The organism is Massilia sp. H6, assembly GCF_024802625.1.
Taxonomy (GTDB): domain Bacteria; phylum Pseudomonadota; class Gammaproteobacteria; order Burkholderiales; family Burkholderiaceae_D; genus Telluria.
The window spans coordinates 2,997,105-3,012,547 of the sequence record NZ_CP103371.1; the positions used below are offsets into that span (position 1 = coordinate 2,997,105).

Below are 15,443 nucleotides of genomic sequence, written 5' to 3' on the forward strand. Positions count from 1 at the left end.
ACCGCCCCCCCTTGTTTTACCGCCGAAGATGCTGGCGCTTACTCTTTCGCCTTGGCCGGACGACGTCCGCGCGGCGCCGCATTGCGCGCCGCCGGCTTGCGGGCCGGACGCGTGGACTTCTTGCGCACGATGGCGCCCTCGGCAACGTTGCCATCGACGTCGTCGCTGGTGTCGTCGTCTTCGTCGTAGGGATCGTAGGCCACCGCAGCCGGCACCGCCGGACGGACTTCAGCAACTTCCTGGACTTGCGCCTGCGCCTCCGGCGCCGGTTCCGTTGGTTCCGTTGGTGCCGTAGTGTCGGCGGCAGCCTTGCGCGCAGCCGGCTTGCGCGCAGCGCGGCGGCGTTCCTTGACTGCCGGTTTCACGTCGGCCTGCTCGAGTTGGGGCGCGTCAGGCAGCGGCGCCGCGACCGGCTCCAGCTCGGCTTCTTGCTCGTTCGGCTCTGGCAGGGCCGGCTCCGGCGCCGCGCTTGCTGCCGCACCACGATAGCTATTGCGTCCCCCGCGGCCGCGGGCGCGCGGTTCCGGCGCGGCTTGCACCGGCTCGGCAAGATCGGCTTGCGGCTCGGCCGGCACTGGCTCGGCAGCTTCCGGCGTCGGCTCGGCCGCTTCCGGCACCGTTTGGTCGGCGGCTTCGCCGCGCCCGGCGCCCTTGTTGCGACCGCCACGGCTGCGGCGGCGCGGTTCTGGCTTGGCCTCGGCGGCGGCATCTGGCTGGACATCGGTCTCGTCTTCGCCGCTGTCGCCAGGCGCCAGTTCTGGCACCGGCATCGGCATCGGGGCATTGGTGCTACGGAATACGTAGGTGCCCGACTTTTCGTCGCGGCCGAATTCGAACAGGCCGCGGCTCTGCGCTTCTTCGAGCAGGTTGCCGAAAGTGCGGAAACCATAGTAGGTTTCAGAGAAGTCGGGACGGCGGCGCTTGAGGGTGTCTTTCAGCAGCGAAGCCCAGATCTTGCCGGTGTCGCCGCGCTCGGAAATCAATGCATCGAAGGTCTCGACCACCATCTCGAGGGCCTGCACCTTGCGCGCTTCGAGCTCTTCTTTGCGCTTGTCGTCGCTCGGACGCTTGTTGTTCTGCGGCTGGGCCTTGCGCTCGTCGCGTTTGGCGGCGACACGCCGCACTTCGCGCACCAGGTCGTCGTAGAAGATGAATTCGTCGCAGTTGGCCACCAGCAGGTCGGACGTAGACTGCTTGACGCCCACGCCGATTACCCGCTTGGCGTTTTCACGCAGCTTCGACACCAGCGGCGAGAAGTCGGAATCGCCGGAGATGATAACGAAGGTGTCGACGTGCGACTTGGTGTAGCACAGGTCGAGCGCATCGACGACCAATCGGATATCGGCCGAATTCTTGCCGGATTGGCGCACATGTGGGATCTCGATCATCTCGAAATTGGCTTCGTGCATCGGGGCCTTGAAGGCCTTGTAGCGGTCCCAGTCGCAATAAGCCTTCTTGACCACGATGCTGCCCTTGAGCAGCAGGCGTTCGAGCACCGGGCGGATATCGAATTTCTCGTAGTTGGCGTCACGTACGCCGAGAGCGACGTTTTCGAAGTCGCAGAACACCGCCATGCTGATGTTGTCGGAAGATGCCATGAGTTGTTATTTTCTGGTAATGGATGAACGAGCTGACGGTGAATTATACGCAACACGCTCGTGCTTGGCGCTCCCCGTGCATCCGGGACGGCCAAGGGCAAGCACGACCGGTTGGGCGTTTTGCCTATCTTGCAGGCCATTTACCCTGACCAACAGCGCCATCGAGCCCGGGCCGGGCAACTCTTTTCGGTAGAAAACCTCGCCGACCGGCCTACAGGCGCGCCAGCGTAGCGTCGTCGGGTTCGCCGTCGTAGTACTTGTCGATGCAGGCCTGAAACACTTCTTCGTCCGGCGCCACGTCGGCAAACAGCGTCATCGATGAGCGAAACTTGAGGTCGTCCGGGTGGCCGAAGATGTCTTCGGCCGTGCGGCCGTCGAGGCTGGCCACGATCGATGCGCATTCGCGCAGGCGCGCCCCGAGTACCGGATGCGCCAGGTAGGCCGCGGCCTCGTCGCCGCTGGCCAGTGCGTAGCGCTGCGCCATGTCGCTATGGCCTAGTCCGGCGATTTGCGGAAAGATGAACCACATCCAGTGGGTGCGCTTGTGGCCCGCGCGCAGCTCGGCGATCGCGGTGGCGTACACCGGTGCCTGCGCATGGACGAAACGCTCGAGGTCGAAGTCGGTTTGCATCATGATCACCTCCTGGTCGCTCAAATGCTACAACGTTCCGGGGTTTTGCTAAAGTGCGGCACGATGAACACTAACCACCTCCCCCTGCTGCTGGAGCGCGAGATGCCCTTCGGCAAATACAAAGGCCGCAAGATCGCCGACCTTCCCGGCCATTACCTGGCCTGGTTCGCGCGAGAGGGCTTTCCCCGCGGCGAACTGGGCCAGCTCTTGGCCCTGATGGTTGAACTCGATCATAACGACCTGCGCAGCCTGCTCGATCCGCTGCGCCGCGCGCGTTGAAACGGCGGCGGCGCACCGTGCCCCGGGGTGCCGGCGTCGGGACTGGCGCACGGTTGAGGCGGATTTCCGGTAAACTACCCGGTTACCGCAATACGCTCCATGAACGAGAACCCATGTCCGCCATACCCGCCCTGCCGACCGACGACCAGCTGCTCGACTACGTCACCTCGTGCGCTCTGCCGACCCCGTGGGCGCAGTTCACGCTGCATGCCTTTGTCGAGCACGGACCGGGCTACGGCCCGGCCGGCAAGGAACACCTGGCGATGGTGCTGGGCGATATCAGCGACGGCGCGCCGGTGCTGGCGCGCGTGCATTCCGAATGTCTCACCGGCGACGTGCTGTTCTCGCAGCGCTGCGACTGCGGCGCCCAGCTCGAAGGCGCGCTGCAGCGCATCGCCGAAGAAGGCCGCGGCGTGCTGCTCTACCTGCGACAGGAGGGGCGCGGCATTGGCCTGGTCAACAAGATCCGCGCCTACCGGCTGCAGGAAGCCGGCGCCGATACGGTCGAGGCCAACCTGCAGCTCGGTTTCCATGCCGACGCCCGCAACTACGAGCTGTGCCAGCCCATGCTGGCCCACTTCGGGGTGCGCACGCTGCGCCTGATGACCAACAATCCGCGCAAGATCGATGCCTTGACCCGGCTCGGCATCGAGGTGAGTGAACGGGTGCCGCTGCTGGTCAACCGCAATGCCTTTAACAATAGCTATCTCGATACCAAGCAGGCCAAGCTCGGGCACATGATGACGCCGCTGGCCGATGTCCTGGTGGAGCCAGGCACGCGCTGAGTCCGTGTGCGCCTAACGCGCGCGCACGGCGCCTGACCGGTGGCAAGATAGGGTTTCGACTTGCTACCAAGAGAATGCATGAAACACCTAGCGCTTGCGCTGATCCTGTCTTGCCTGGCCGCTGGCCTGGCCGGGGCGCAATCTGACATGACGCCACGGCCGGCCGCGGTCCCGGCAGCCGGCCGTGGCGCCGGCGCGACCACACTGCCCCTTATTCCGCCGCTGGTCACCCCGCCGCACCTGCCTCCCTCGGCGCCGCCGGGCGTGAGCCCGTCCGCGCCCGCTCCGGGCGAGGTCGACGACCAGGATGCGCTGCCGCCGCCATCGTCGGCCGCCCAGGACCTGTACGCGGCGGCCAGGGGCGACCTGCTGCAAATTCGCATGCTGCTCAAGAACGGACACACCCAGTCCACCGTCGGTTCCGGCTTTCTGGTCGGCTCGGGCAACCTGGTGGTGACCAATTACCACGTCGTCTCGCAAATGGCGCTCGACCCCGATGTCTACACTGCCGAATATGTCGACACCGACGGCAACCGCGGGCCGGTCGAACTGATGGCCGTCGACGTCCTGCACGACCTGGCCGTGATGCGCATCGATCGCAACGGCAGCGGCTTTTTCAAGGTGCCCGAGCGCCCGGTGCGCCTGAACCAGGGCCAGCGCCTGTACTCGCTCGGCAATCCGCTCGACCTCGGCTTTGCCATTTCCGAAGGCGCGTACAACGGCGTGGTCAAGCGCAGCTTCTACGACCAACTGATGTTCGGGGGCCCGATCAATTCGGGCATGAGCGGTGGCCCCAGCGTGACCGGCAACGGCGTGGTTGCCGGCATCAACGTCTCCAAGCGCCGCGATGGCGAGTCGGTCAGTTTCCTGGTACCGGTCAGGCATGCCCAGGAACTGCTGCGCAAGGTCGCCACGCAGGAACGCCCGCCCAGGGACTTCAACCCCGTGATCGCCGCGCAACTGCTGGCGCATCAGCGCGAGATGGTCGACCGCCTGCTCGAAGAGCCCCTGGCGATCAAGAGCATGGGACCCTACCTGGTACCGGTACGCGAATCCGGGCAATTGCGCTGCTGGGGGCGCTCGAACATCAAGGCCGCCACCGCCTATACCTCGGACGCCATGAGCTGCGCGATGGAGGCGGCGGTCTATGTGTCGGCGACCCAGCAGACCGGGCACGTGTCGATGACGCACCAGTACATCCGCTCCGACAGCCTGCATCCGCTGCCGTTCGCGACCCTGGCCAGCCGCCTGTTCCGCACCGACCAGCCGCGCGGCGCCGGCAACGCGCGCCTGGCCAAGCCGCATTGCACCGAGCGCTTCGTGCACACCCGCACCCTGCCGCTACGCGCGGTAACCTGCGTACGTGCCTACCGCAAGTTCGAAGGCCTGTACAACTTCACGCTGCTTACCGCCAGTACCGACGCGGCCGAATCGAGCCTGCAGAGCCGGCTGGACATCTCCGGCGTGTCCTATGACAACGGCATGCGCGTCACGCAGGCCTTCCTCGGCGCCTTCGGGCGCAACCCGCGCCGATGAACGGGCAACTAAAGGCGGCGCCAAGTTCGCACGCGGGGCAACCGGGGCCAGCGCCGGCGGCGCCGCCAGGCCTGGCGATGCGCGGCCCGTGGACCATCGAGATGCTGGCCCGCAATGGCGAAGTACTGCATCGGCACCGCGCCACCAGCCTGCCGATCCGGGTCGGGCGTGCCTACGACAACGATTTCATCGTCGACGACGATCATGCCGCGGCCCATCACGTCGAGATCGGCGCCGGCGCCGACGGCAACCTGGTGCTGCGCGACCTGGGCAGCCGCAATGGGGTGGTCCACGGCGGACGCCGGGTGCAGCAAGTGGTGCTGGACGGCGACACGGTGGTGCGCATGGGCCATACCTCGCTGCGGGTGCGCGCGGCCGGCTTCCCGGTAGCGCCCGAACTGCTGGACCGCACCATGCACGGCTGGGAAGGCCTGCTGCCAGGCGCCGCCGGCGTGCTGCTGGCCGCACTGGTCACGCTGCTGGTGGCCTGGCTGCTCGACGCCCAGCCGTTCGAGCTGCTGTATTACGTGCAGGCGCCGGCCTGGGGCATCGGCGCGGCGCTGCTATGGAGCAGCCCCTGGGCCTTCCTGAACCGACTGTTCGGACGCCATGCGCGCCTCGGACGCCACTTGTTCATCTTCGGTTGCGGGGTGGCGGCGCTGGTCGGCGTTCAGCTGGGCGCGCGCGTGCTGGCGTATGCCGGTTCATACGAATGGCTCACGCGCTACGGCTCGCACGCGGTGGTGGCGACCGTTGCCGGCATCGTCTACTTTCACCTCGCCACGATACGCCCGCCATTGCGACGGCGGCTGCGGGCGCTGTGCGCCGGCGCCGCCCTGCTTGGCTCGGGCCTGGTCCTGATCGCCAACGAACAGCGCCACGGACGCATCGCCGACGAACTCTATATGTCTGTCTTGCTGCCGCCACAGGTGCGGGTCAGCCCCGATGCGACGGTGGCCGACTACATGGATTCGGTCGCGGCCATGCGTGCGCAGATCGATGCCGAGCGCGCCAAGCCGGGGCAATAGAGGGTAGCGCTTCTGGTAGCGCTCCGGGCAGCCCTGAAAGGCGCATGGATGAGCTGCTGCTCGCGGCTGCCGGCGTACGGTCCGAGTTGCGGGTGCCCTCTCAGTGAAGAGGCCGTGTCGGCCATGGCCTACCATGGCCCATCATAGCCATGCGGCGTGCGCTGGAGCGCTGGCGCGCGCCTTGCTGACGGCCAGGCCCAGCAAGCAAGAAAGCAAGCATGCTGGTCGTACTGACCATCACGCTCAGCTTCGGTTGCTTTGAATTGCTACGCCGTGCCGGCGTGCTGCGGGTGCTGTTCGGCCTGGCGCCCGCACGAGCGGCGCATATGAGTGCACGGCCAGTGTCGGCCGTGCCGGGTGAAGTGCCTGTCGGCTAATTGCAGGGGTTCGATGCTGTGCTTGCAAGCCTCTGGCTGGATGATGCCACTGCCATGCCGGGCTAGTTGCAGCGCCTGGACCTCAACGCGTGGCCAGGCGCTCCGTAGGTCGCCCGTTAGTGTGCCGGGCTGCCAGTCATGCGGCTGCCCTGGCCTTTGTCGGCGGTCTGGCCAGGTGCAGGGTGGCTGCGCTGCTGCTCGCCGTCGCCGCGCATGGCGGCCTCGGCGGCGCCGTTCGCCCGTGCGAAGGGGTCGACCGCGGAACGCAGTGCTTCCTGCTGGGTGCGGATATTGCGCTCGGTCTCTTCGGCATTGGTACGCGCCACTTCGTCGACCAGGGCGCGTGCAGTGCGGCTGGTGTTCTGGACGTGCTGCTCGGTCACGCGCGCCAGTTCAGCCTGGGCATCGGCCGCGAGCCTGGCAATGTGCTGCTGGTAGGCGCGCAGTTTTTCGCTCGTGGGCTGGGCCCGCACGGCGGCCGCGGCGAAGACTTCGCTCTGGCGATCGGCGCTGAGCACCTGCTTGCCGGCCAGCGTGCCTTCTTCCATCAGCGTCTGCACCAGCCGGATGTTCAGCTCACAGGCCTGCTGGAAAGATTGGAAGAGCGATTTCGACATGTCGTTCAGGAAGGCGGTTTGCGCGTCCATGTGGCTGCGAATGGCCGGGGTGACGGATTGTGGGAAGGGATACATGCATTGACCTCGTTGGTGGGGTTGGAATGGACTGGGGCACCACAACTGCACGGCCACGGGGCCGTTGCTGCAGCTTGAATATAAGAGCGTAACGGCGTGGGCTGGGTCGCGTTTGACCCAGGTCAAACGTGTGACTGCCCCAGCCGCTACACCAGGGCCGGCAGTGCCGCCCCGCAGTCCTTGCAGTACGAGGCCGCGGCTTCGTGGCCGATGCTGCCGCAGGCGGTGCAGGCCTGAGCCGCCCGCACGCCATCGCGGCGGTTGACCCGCAGAGCAGTCATTTCAGCAGTGACAATGCCGGTTGGCACAGCCAGGATGCCCCAGCCCAGCAGCATCATGAACGAAGCGATAGCCTTGCCCAACGTGGTCTGCGGCGTGATGTCGCCGTAGCCGACCGTGGTCATCGTCACGATCGCCCAATACATTGCAGTGGGGATGCTGGTGAAGCCATGCGCCGGACCTTCGACCACGTACATCAGCGTGCCCAGGATCAGCACCGCCATCAGCACCACCGACAGGAATACCAGGATCTTGCGCCGGCTGTTGGACATGGCTTCGGCCAGGCGCGTGTATTCCTCGAGATACAGGGTCAGCTTGAAGATGCGGAACACGCGCAACAGGCGCAGGATGCGGATATCGAGCAGCGCCTGGCTGCCAGGCACCAGCAGCGACACATAGGTGGGCAGCACCGACAGCAAGTCAACCAGGCCGAAGAAACTGGTGACGTAGCGCAGCGGCCGGCGCACGCAGATCAGGCGCGCGATGTATTCCGCCGTAAACAGCAGCGTGAAGCCCCATTCGAGCAGGCGCATCACGCCGGCATGCTCACGGCCGATGGCCGGCACGCTCTCGAACACGACCACCACGATGCTGAGCAAGATGGCGCCGACCAGCAAGATGTCATAGCGCCGTCCGGCCGGCGTGTCGATCTGGAAGATAATGTCGTACAGGCGCGCGCGCCAGCCCCCCAGCGGGCGACCGAAGTCGACCGGCAGCTTCTTGTCGGCTTTCACGCCCTTGGCCTTCACAGCTTCGGCCTTCATACCTGCGGCGGGCCCTTGAGTTCGACGGTATTGCGTTCCGGGTCGAGCAGATACATCGAGGGACCGTTGCCCTCGGCTCCGTAGCGCTGCTCGACCGGACCGGCGCACACGCCGTGGGCATCCAGGTGGCGCCGGATCGCCGCCTCGTCGAAAGCCTCGACCCGCAGGCACAGGTGATCCAGGTTGCGCCCGCCCGCTCCCGGCGCGGCCCCGCCCTTGCGGCCCAATTCGCCATCGACAGGCACCAGGTCGATCAGCGAATTGCCCGCACGCAGCTGGATCAGGCCGATCTCGTCGAGGCGGCGCTCGACGTGGCAGCCGAGCACGTCGCCGTAGAAGGCAATCATGGCCTCGGGCTGCGCCACGCGCAGCACGACATGATCGATCCCGCGAACGGCGATCGGGGAAGCAGCGCCCGTCGGCTCACTTTGCATGGCGCTCGACCCAGGCGGCGAAGGCATCGATGAAGGTCTGGAAAAAATCCCGCGTACCGTCATCGATCAGGCGGGGTCCGTCGTACTTGTCGGCCACGCCCCCGACATAGGCTTCCGGCGCCGGCATGCAGGGCATGTCCAGGAAAGGCAGCATCTGGCGCAGGTGGTGATTGGCGCCGAAGCCGCCCAGCGCACCGGGCGACACGCTGACCACCGCGCAGGGTTTGCCCTGGTAAGCCGCTTTTCCGTAGGGGCGCGAACCGACATCGATCGCATTCTTGAGCGCCCCCGACACCGAGCGGTTGTATTCGGGCGTACAGAACAGGATGGCATCGGCTTGGGCGATGCGCTCGCGAAACGCGGTAAACGCGGCCGGAGGATGGGCGGTCTCGTCGTCCTGGTTATACAGCGGCAGGTCGCGGATCTCGACGATTTCCAGGTGCAGGCTGGCCGGGGCCAGCTCGATCATCGACTGCGCCACCTTGCGGGTGAACGACTCCTTGCGCAGGCTGCCGACGATAACGGCGATATTCCTTGTAGCCATAAGCTCCTCTCAGGTCGGGGGGTAAAAACCTGATAGTAACCATTTCAGCAAGGACGCGTTGCGCGGCAGTAGAAGCGCTCAGATGCGCAGGCGCCGCCGCTCCTCGAGAAAGCGTTTGAGGCGGGCTTTGCTCAGCACCGTCACCGGGTCGCCATGCCAGGCATACAGGAAGGGCGCGCCGCCAAGGCGGTCGGTCATCTTGGCCGACAGCAGAAAGCGCGTGCCGGCCGGATACAGCGCAGGATCGGCGAGCCGGCGCGCGCACTGCACCCGCAGCGAGGACGAATACGCCTGTCCGGGCACCGGCCGAATGCGCAGGCGGCCGGTGCGCGGGTCCGGCACCGATTCGACCGCCACCTCGCGGTAAGCCCAGCTCTCGCGCGCCACCGCTCAGCCTTTCGCCGCCGCCAGCGCGGCAGCCAGGCCGAGCAGCTGTGCGCGGATCGGCAGGTGGGTCACAAGCCCAGGTGCCAGCACAGGTAGCTGCGCACTATCGCGAAAGCATTAGTCTGGCACCCGGATCAGCATCGCCACCGACTCGGCCGCCATGCCCTCTTCGCGCCCGAGAAAACCCAGCTTCTCGTTGGTCTTGGCCTTGATGTTCACTTGCTGTGGCGACACGCCCAGGTCTTCAGCAATGCGCGAGATCATGTGCGGAATATGCGGCGCCATCTTGGGCGCCTGCGCGATGATGGTCGCATCGATGTTGCCAATGGTATAGCCGGTCGCCACGACGCGGTGTCCCACCTCGCGCAGCAGCGTGCGCGAATCGGCGCCGGCGAACATCGGATCGGTGTCCGGGAAATGCTTGCCGATATCGCCCAGCGCGGCAGCGCCCAGCAAGGAATCGATGATAGCGTGCAGCAGCACATCGGCATCGGAGTGTCCGAGCAGGCCCAGGCGGTGGGGAATGGTCACACCACCGACGATGAGCTTGCGCCCTTCGACCAGTGCGTGACAGTCATAGCCGGTTCCGATGCGAAACGGCGGTGCGGGATTGTAAGAAGCAAGTGCCATAGGGTCGGTTTTTTTCAGTTCGTTTCAGGTGAGGTGGCCGCTGGGGCTGGGCTGGCATAGGCAGCCAGATACATCTCGGCAATCCGGATGTCCGCCGGCAGCGTCACTTTCAGGTTGCGCGGGTGTCCTTCCACCAATTTGGGGGCCAGTCCGAGCGCTTCAACCGCACTCGCGTCGTCGGTGATCATGTCTGGATCGGTGGCCGCGTCCAGGGCGCGGCACAGCAAGTGGTAACGGAACATCTGCGGTGTCTGGGCCAGCCACAGTCCGGCGCGCGAGACCGTAGCCACCTCGTCCGCGACGCAGCGCTTGACGGTATCGACCACCGGCAGCGCCAGCAGGCCGCCGGCCGGATGCTCACCCGTTTCGACGATCAGGCGCGCGATGAGTTCCGCATCCAGGCCGGGCCGGGCCGCGTCGTGCACCAGTACCCAGTCGTCCTCGGAAAGAAGGCCGTGCAGCGCGCGCAGGCCATTGCGCACCGACTCCATGCGGCTGGCCCCGCCATGGCGCAGCACCGTCACGCCCTGGCCAGGGACAATCGCATCGATCAGGGGATCGTCGGCGCTGACCACCACATAGGTGTGCGCGATCAATGGACTCGACACAAAGGCGTCGAGCGTATGGCGCAGCATCGGCTTGGCGCCGACCTGCAGGTATTGCTTGGGGCTGTTCGCTGCCATGCGCGCGCCAACCCCGGCAGCCGGAATCAGGCCGATATAGCGCGCTGCCCGCCTGCTATCTGATGGGTTCGTCATGATGGTGTGCGGTTTCGGGTGGGTCGGAGCAAGGACTGTACCTCACCTGCGCATACCTTGCCCAAGCGGGCGTATTCCTGCGGCGAGTCGATCGCCGCCTGCAAGGCCTCGACCCTGGCCATTTCGTTCTTGATATAGGGCATCCAGCCGCGATCGATCTCGCGCTGGAGCAATGCTTGCGCCTGGCCAGTGCGGGCATACAGCGGCTTGCCTTCGAAGCGCCGCCCGAGCGCGGTGCGCACCCGCGCCTCGGCTTGCGGCAAATACCCGAGATAGGTATCGAGGTGGCGCATTTCGTGCGCCAGCACCTCTCGGTAGGAGCAGGAATGCGGCGTCAGCTCGCGGCTGACATAGATCACGATCGGTGGGTAGTACAGCTTCACTTCGATCTGCGCAGCGATGCATTCGTAGCCGCTGGCCGGATCGGCCAGCAGGCGCCCACCGGCCCGGATGCTGACATGCGCTTCGGTGCGCGTGAGCCCCAGCACGACTTGCCCGGGCTGCCCTCGCCCAATCGCGCCTCCACCCTTCATGACCGTCAGCGAGCGATAGCCGACCGTATTGTCGATGCGAAAGCCATTGAGCGTGCCGGTGAGCACCGACAGGCTGGCGCCAATGCTGTCCTCGCAGCGTGCCTGGAACGGTGTGCGCGTTGCCGCCTGCGCAGGCATGGCCGCGGCCGTGGCCCAGCACAGCAGCGCGAACGCGGGCAGCAGCTTCATGGTGTCAAGCGGGCGTCCAGCTGCCGGCCAGGATTTTCTCGAGCCAGAATGCGCCGATGATGGTTTTTACATCGGTAATCTCGCCGCGCTGGACCATCCCGAGCAGTTCGGGCACGGTCGTCGTGAAGGTCTCGAGAAATTCGCCGTCGTCGAGCCGTTGCTCGCCTTCGACCAGGTCTTCGGCCAGGAACAGCTCGAGATGCTCGTCCGAGTAGGCGATGGCGTTATGGATGGTGCAGACGAAGCGCCAGGTGCCGGCCTGGTAGCCGGTTTCTTCTTCGAGTTCGCGCTTGGCGCACGCGAGATGGTCTTCGCCCGGATCAATTTTACCGGCGGGAAACTCGATGAACACCTGCGCATTGGGATACCGAAACTGGCGTTCCAGCAGCACGCGGCCATCGGGCAGCAGCGGCAGGATCACCACCGCCCCCGGGTGACGGATCAGTTCGCGGTGAGAGACAGAGCCATCGGGCAAGCGCACCTGGTCGCGTTCGACCTTCAGGAAGGGGCCGTCGTAGACGATGCCGCCGTCGATGCGGGTTTCTTTCAGTTCCACGGTCATGCGAACTCCGTTGTAAACGGCTGGTGGGCAGATATGGGCACGGCGGCCAACCGAATCGCGCAGTAGCCGTGCTCAGCGACGCTGCTTGCGCAGATAGCGCCAGATAAAGCCCGGAAAAGCCAGCACCAGGAACAGGCACCCGGTAATGGCGTAGAACTCCCAGCCCTGCGCGAATACGCCGCCGATGCTGGATTCGAGCAGGCGTGCCAGGGCGCCGACGACAAAGTATAAGACAGTCAGCTCCAGCAAGCGCAGCAGGAGCGACTTGGTGCGCACGGTACCGTCGGCGGCGCGGCCGGCCTTGAGGGGAACAAGGCCGAACACGCGCTCGGAGAGAAAAGGCAGGTTGGCGGCCGCAAACGACATCGCGACCACCAGCCAGACGGCCAAAGAGGGATCCACCGGCTTATTTGGCCAGCGTCGCCTGCATGGCGCTATAGCACACCGCCAGCAGCCAGCCTGGCACGATACCGAGCACCACCACCGCCACGCCGTTGAGCGACATCACCACCCGCATATCGGTCGGGGTGTGGATGGCGGCGGTGTCAAGCGCCTCGTCGAACCAGATGGTCTTGACGATGCGCAGGTAGTAATAAGCGCCGATCAGCGAGAACATCACGGCCACGATCGCCAGCCACACCATGCCGGCATTGGCGACAGCCTGCAGCACCGCCCACTTGGCCATGAAACCGACCATCGGCGGCACGCCGGCCAGCGAAAACATCAGGATCGTCATGACGATCGCGAACCACGGGCTGCGCCTGCCGAGGCCCTTGAAGTCCGAAATCAGCTCGGCTTCGTGGCCGGCGCGCGCCAGCATCATGATCAGGCCGAAGCTGCCGACCGTGGTCAGCACATAGGTGATCATGTAGTACATGGCAGCGCTGTACGACGAGGCGGCATCGCTGTTGTCGCCATCGACCACGCCGGTAAGCAGGGCCAGCAGCACGAAGCCCATCTGCGCAATGGTCGAATACGCCAGCATGCGCTTGATGTTGGTCTGGGCAATCGCGGTGATGTTACCCAGCGCCAGCGACAGTACCGCCAGCACCATCAGCATCTGTTGCCAGTCGAAGGCGAAGCCCGGCAGCGCCTCGACCAGGATGCGGAAGGTCACGGCCAGGGTGGCCAGCTTCGGTGCGCCGCCCAGCAGCAGCGTGACCGCGGTCGGCGAGCCCTGGTAGACGTCCGGCACCCACATGTGGAAAGGAACCGCGCCCAGCTTGAAGGCAAGACCAGCCACCACGAATACCAGGCCGAAGATCAGGATGGTCTTGTTGGGAACGTCCGTGACCATGGTCAGCTGGCCAATGGTGGTGATGTCAAGCGAGCCGGTGGCGCCGTAGATCATCGAAATGCCGTACAGCAAGAAGCCCGATGCCAACGCGCCCAGGATGAAGTACTTCATCGCCGCTTCGGTTGCCGATGCATGGTCGCGGCGCAGTGCCACCAGCGCATACAGCGACAGCGACATCAGTTCCAGTCCCAGGTAGAGCGACAGCATGCTGTTACCAGAGATCATGATCATCTGACCCAGCATCGAGAACAGTGCCAGCACGTAGAATTCGCCACCAAGGTTTCCGGACATCATGCCGCGGTCGCCGGAGTACTGGCGCGAATACACCAGAGTCATGGCGGTAGCCAGATAGGTAAACAGCTTGAGCAGGTTGCCCATCGGGTCAGACACGTACATACCACTGAAGGTGAATACGGTGGTGCCGGCGCTGAAGTCGGCGAACGACAGCACGGCGCAGCCGCCGATCGTCAGGAGCGTCAGCGCGTAGGTCAGGTTGCGCTTGCCTTCCTTCAGGTACATGTCGATCAAGAGGATCGCGGACGCTGCAATGAGCAGGAAGATTTCGGCATAGACCGGCACCAGGTTGGTGTCGGCCGCCGTGAGCAGGGTGGAGTTCATTTCATTCATGGCTTATTTAAGGCACTTTGCTTACTGCGACGTGTTGCAAGAGGTCCGAGACCGACACCTGCAGCGTTTCGGCGATCGGCGCCGGGTACAGGCCCATCCACAGGGTAGCGATGGCCAGCACGCCCAGGATCGCGAATTCGCGGCTGTTCAGGTCGGTCAGGGCAGCGACGTTCTTGTTGCCGACCGGGCCGAACACCACGCGCTTGACCATCCACAGCGAATAGGCGGCGCCCAGGATCAGCGCGGTACCCGCCAGCAGGCCGGTCCAGAAGTTGAACTCGACCGCACCCAGGATGACCATGAATTCACCGATGAAGCCCGACGTGGCAGGCAGGCCGGCATTGGCCATCGAGAACAGCACGGCGAAGGCGGCGAACTTCGGCATGGTGTTGACCACGCCTCCGTAGTCGGCGATTTCACGCGAATGCACGCGGTCGTACAGCACCCCGATACACAGGAACATGGCGCCCGAAACGAAGCCGTGCGAGATTGCCTGCATGATGCCGCCCTGCACGCCCATGTCGTTGAAGATAAAGAAGCCCAGGGTCACGAAGCCCATGTGGGCGATCGACGAATAGGCGACCAGCTTTTTCATGTCCTTCTGGACCAGGGCCACCAGGCCGATATAGATCACGGCAATCAGGGACAGCACGATGACCGCCGGCGCCAGGTAGTGCGAGGCGTCTGGGGTGATCGGCAGCGAAAAGCGCAGGAAGCCGTAGGCGCCGAGCTTGAGCATGATCGCCGCCAGCACGACCGAGCCGCCGGTGGGCGCTTCCACGTGGGCATCGGGCAGCCAGGTGTGCACCGGCCACATCGGCACCTTTACGGCAAAGGCCATGAAGAAGGCGATAAAGATCAGGATCTGCTCGTTCATCGTGAGCGGCAACTTGTGCCATTCCAGGATGTCGAACGAATTCGATGCGTTGTACAGGTAAATGATGGCGACCAGCGTCAGCAGCGAACCGAAGAAGGTGTACAAGAAGAACTTAAACGCCGCATACACCCGGTTCGGGCCGCCAAACACGCCGATGATGATGTACATCGGAATCAGGGTGGCTTCGAAGAAGAAGTAGAACAGCAGCCCGTCCAGCGAGGCGAACACGCCGATCATCAGGCCCGACAGGATCAGGAAAGAACCCATGTACTGGCCGACGCGCTCGTCGATCACTTCCCAGGCCGCCACCACCACGATGATGGTGATGAAGGCGGTCAGCGGAACGAACCACAGCGACAGGCCGTCGACGCCGAGCTTGTACCAGACGTTGAAGCGCTCGATCCAGGACACCATTTCGTAGAACTGCACGCCATGGGCGGCGTTGTCGAAGTACATGATCAACGGCAGCGTCGGCAGGAAGCTGACGACGGCACCGACCAAGGCCAGCATGCGGGTCAGCCCCTTGTTGGATTCGCGTCCAATCGCCAGGAGCCCCAGGCCGAAGACGATCGGGAGCCAGATCGCAAGACTCAGGTAAGGAGGAAATGTAGAAATTGACTGCATCATTTTTCGCTT

19 protein-coding genes are annotated in these 15,443 nt (G+C 64.9%); 5 read left to right on the plus strand and 14 right to left on the minus strand.

All coding sequences use genetic code 11. The features are described 5' to 3' along the window. Window positions 1-38: 38 nt before the first annotated feature. Both NRS07_RS13395 and NRS07_RS13400 read right to left on the minus strand, forming a co-directional pair. A complete protein-coding gene (locus tag NRS07_RS13395; protein ID WP_259207690.1) occupies window positions 39-1,598 on the minus strand; it encodes an NYN domain-containing protein in 1,560 nt (519 codons plus the stop codon). A gap of 211 nt (window positions 1,599-1,809) precedes the next feature. Then, window positions 1,810-2,229 (minus strand): DUF1810 domain-containing protein, encoded by a 420-nt coding sequence (locus tag NRS07_RS13400; RefSeq protein ID WP_259213241.1) that lies wholly within the window; start codon window positions 2,227-2,229, stop codon window positions 1,810-1,812. 63 nt (window positions 2,230-2,292) lie between these two features. Here NRS07_RS13400 and NRS07_RS13405 point away from each other — a divergent pair, with 63 nt between their 5' ends. The 5 genes from NRS07_RS13405 to NRS07_RS13425 all read left to right on the plus strand — a co-directional run bounded on the left by NRS07_RS13405 (window position 2,293) and on the right by NRS07_RS13425 (window position 6,234). Beyond that, on the plus strand, window positions 2,293-2,508 hold the full coding sequence (locus NRS07_RS13405; RefSeq protein ID WP_259207692.1) for a DUF3820 family protein: 216 nt from the start codon (window positions 2,293-2,295) through the stop codon (window positions 2,506-2,508). A 113-nt stretch (window positions 2,509-2,621) separates the two neighbouring features. Beyond that, window positions 2,622-3,293, plus strand: a complete 672-nt coding sequence (gene ribA / locus NRS07_RS13410) for a GTP cyclohydrolase II (RefSeq protein WP_259207693.1) — start codon at window positions 2,622-2,624, stop codon at window positions 3,291-3,293. A 78-nt stretch (window positions 3,294-3,371) separates the two neighbouring features. Beyond that, on the plus strand, window positions 3,372-4,829 hold the full coding sequence (locus tag NRS07_RS13415; protein ID WP_259207694.1) for a serine protease: 1,458 nt from the start codon (window positions 3,372-3,374) through the stop codon (window positions 4,827-4,829). Then, window positions 4,826-5,857 carry an FHA domain-containing protein gene (locus tag NRS07_RS13420; RefSeq protein WP_259207695.1) on the plus strand — a complete coding sequence of 344 codons (1,032 nt, stop codon included), beginning with the start codon at window positions 4,826-4,828 and terminating at the stop codon, window positions 5,855-5,857. Before NRS07_RS13415 ends, NRS07_RS13420 begins: the two co-directional genes overlap by 4 nt. A 218-nt stretch (window positions 5,858-6,075) precedes the next feature. Beyond that, complete coding sequence (locus tag NRS07_RS13425; RefSeq protein ID WP_259207698.1) at window positions 6,076-6,234, plus strand: hypothetical protein; 159 nt, start codon at window positions 6,076-6,078, stop codon at window positions 6,232-6,234. A 116-nt stretch (window positions 6,235-6,350) separates the two neighbouring features. Here NRS07_RS13425 and NRS07_RS13430 read toward each other — a convergent pair whose 3' ends face one another. The 12 genes from NRS07_RS13430 to NRS07_RS13485 all read right to left on the minus strand — a co-directional run bounded on the left by NRS07_RS13430 (window position 6,351) and on the right by NRS07_RS13485 (window position 15,434). Continuing rightward, on the minus strand, window positions 6,351-6,926 hold the full coding sequence (locus tag NRS07_RS13430; protein WP_259207701.1) for a phasin family protein: 576 nt from the start codon (window positions 6,924-6,926) through the stop codon (window positions 6,351-6,353). Between the two features lie 146 nt (window positions 6,927-7,072). Beyond that, window positions 7,073-7,969, minus strand: coding sequence for an ion transporter (locus tag NRS07_RS13435; RefSeq protein ID WP_259207703.1), 897 nt, complete (start codon window positions 7,967-7,969; stop codon window positions 7,073-7,075). Continuing rightward, on the minus strand, window positions 7,966-8,403 hold the full coding sequence (locus NRS07_RS13440; protein WP_259207706.1) for a VOC family protein: 438 nt from the start codon (window positions 8,401-8,403) through the stop codon (window positions 7,966-7,968). The genes NRS07_RS13435 and NRS07_RS13440 overlap by 4 nt, the downstream gene beginning before the upstream one ends. Then, window positions 8,393-8,947, minus strand: a complete 555-nt coding sequence (locus NRS07_RS13445; RefSeq protein ID WP_259207708.1) for an NADPH-dependent FMN reductase — start codon at window positions 8,945-8,947, stop codon at window positions 8,393-8,395. Before NRS07_RS13445 ends, NRS07_RS13440 begins: the two co-directional genes overlap by 11 nt. A 78-nt stretch (window positions 8,948-9,025) precedes the next feature. Beyond that, window positions 9,026-9,334 carry a hypothetical protein gene (locus NRS07_RS13450; protein ID WP_259207709.1) on the minus strand — a complete coding sequence of 103 codons (309 nt, stop codon included), beginning with the start codon at window positions 9,332-9,334 and terminating at the stop codon, window positions 9,026-9,028. 117 nt (window positions 9,335-9,451) lie between these two features. Beyond that, window positions 9,452-9,964 carry a 2-C-methyl-D-erythritol 2,4-cyclodiphosphate synthase gene (gene ispF, locus NRS07_RS13455; RefSeq protein WP_259207711.1) on the minus strand — a complete coding sequence of 171 codons (513 nt, stop codon included), beginning with the start codon at window positions 9,962-9,964 and terminating at the stop codon, window positions 9,452-9,454. A 14-nt stretch (window positions 9,965-9,978) separates the two neighbouring features. After that, window positions 9,979-10,722: a 2-C-methyl-D-erythritol 4-phosphate cytidylyltransferase gene (gene ispD / locus NRS07_RS13460; protein ID WP_259207713.1), complete on the minus strand. Its 744-nt coding sequence runs from the start codon at window positions 10,720-10,722 to the stop codon at window positions 9,979-9,981. Then, on the minus strand, window positions 10,719-11,444 hold the full coding sequence (locus NRS07_RS13465; RefSeq protein ID WP_259207714.1) for a hypothetical protein: 726 nt from the start codon (window positions 11,442-11,444) through the stop codon (window positions 10,719-10,721). Before NRS07_RS13465 ends, ispD begins: the two co-directional genes overlap by 4 nt. Window positions 11,445-11,448: 4 nt before the next feature. After that, window positions 11,449-12,006, minus strand: a complete 558-nt coding sequence (locus tag NRS07_RS13470; RefSeq protein ID WP_259207716.1) for an NUDIX domain-containing protein — start codon at window positions 12,004-12,006, stop codon at window positions 11,449-11,451. Window positions 12,007-12,078: 72 nt separating this feature from the next. Continuing rightward, window positions 12,079-12,408 (minus strand): DUF2818 family protein, encoded by a 330-nt coding sequence (locus NRS07_RS13475; protein ID WP_259207718.1) that lies wholly within the window; start codon window positions 12,406-12,408, stop codon window positions 12,079-12,081. A 4-nt stretch (window positions 12,409-12,412) separates the two neighbouring features. Beyond that, on the minus strand, window positions 12,413-13,930 hold the full coding sequence (gene nuoN / locus NRS07_RS13480) for an NADH-quinone oxidoreductase subunit NuoN (RefSeq protein ID WP_259207720.1): 1,518 nt from the start codon (window positions 13,928-13,930) through the stop codon (window positions 12,413-12,415). Window positions 13,931-13,937: 7 nt separating this feature from the next. Next, window positions 13,938-15,434 (minus strand): NADH-quinone oxidoreductase subunit M, encoded by a 1,497-nt coding sequence (locus tag NRS07_RS13485; protein WP_259207722.1) that lies wholly within the window; start codon window positions 15,432-15,434, stop codon window positions 13,938-13,940. Window positions 15,435-15,443 lie beyond the last annotated feature (9 nt).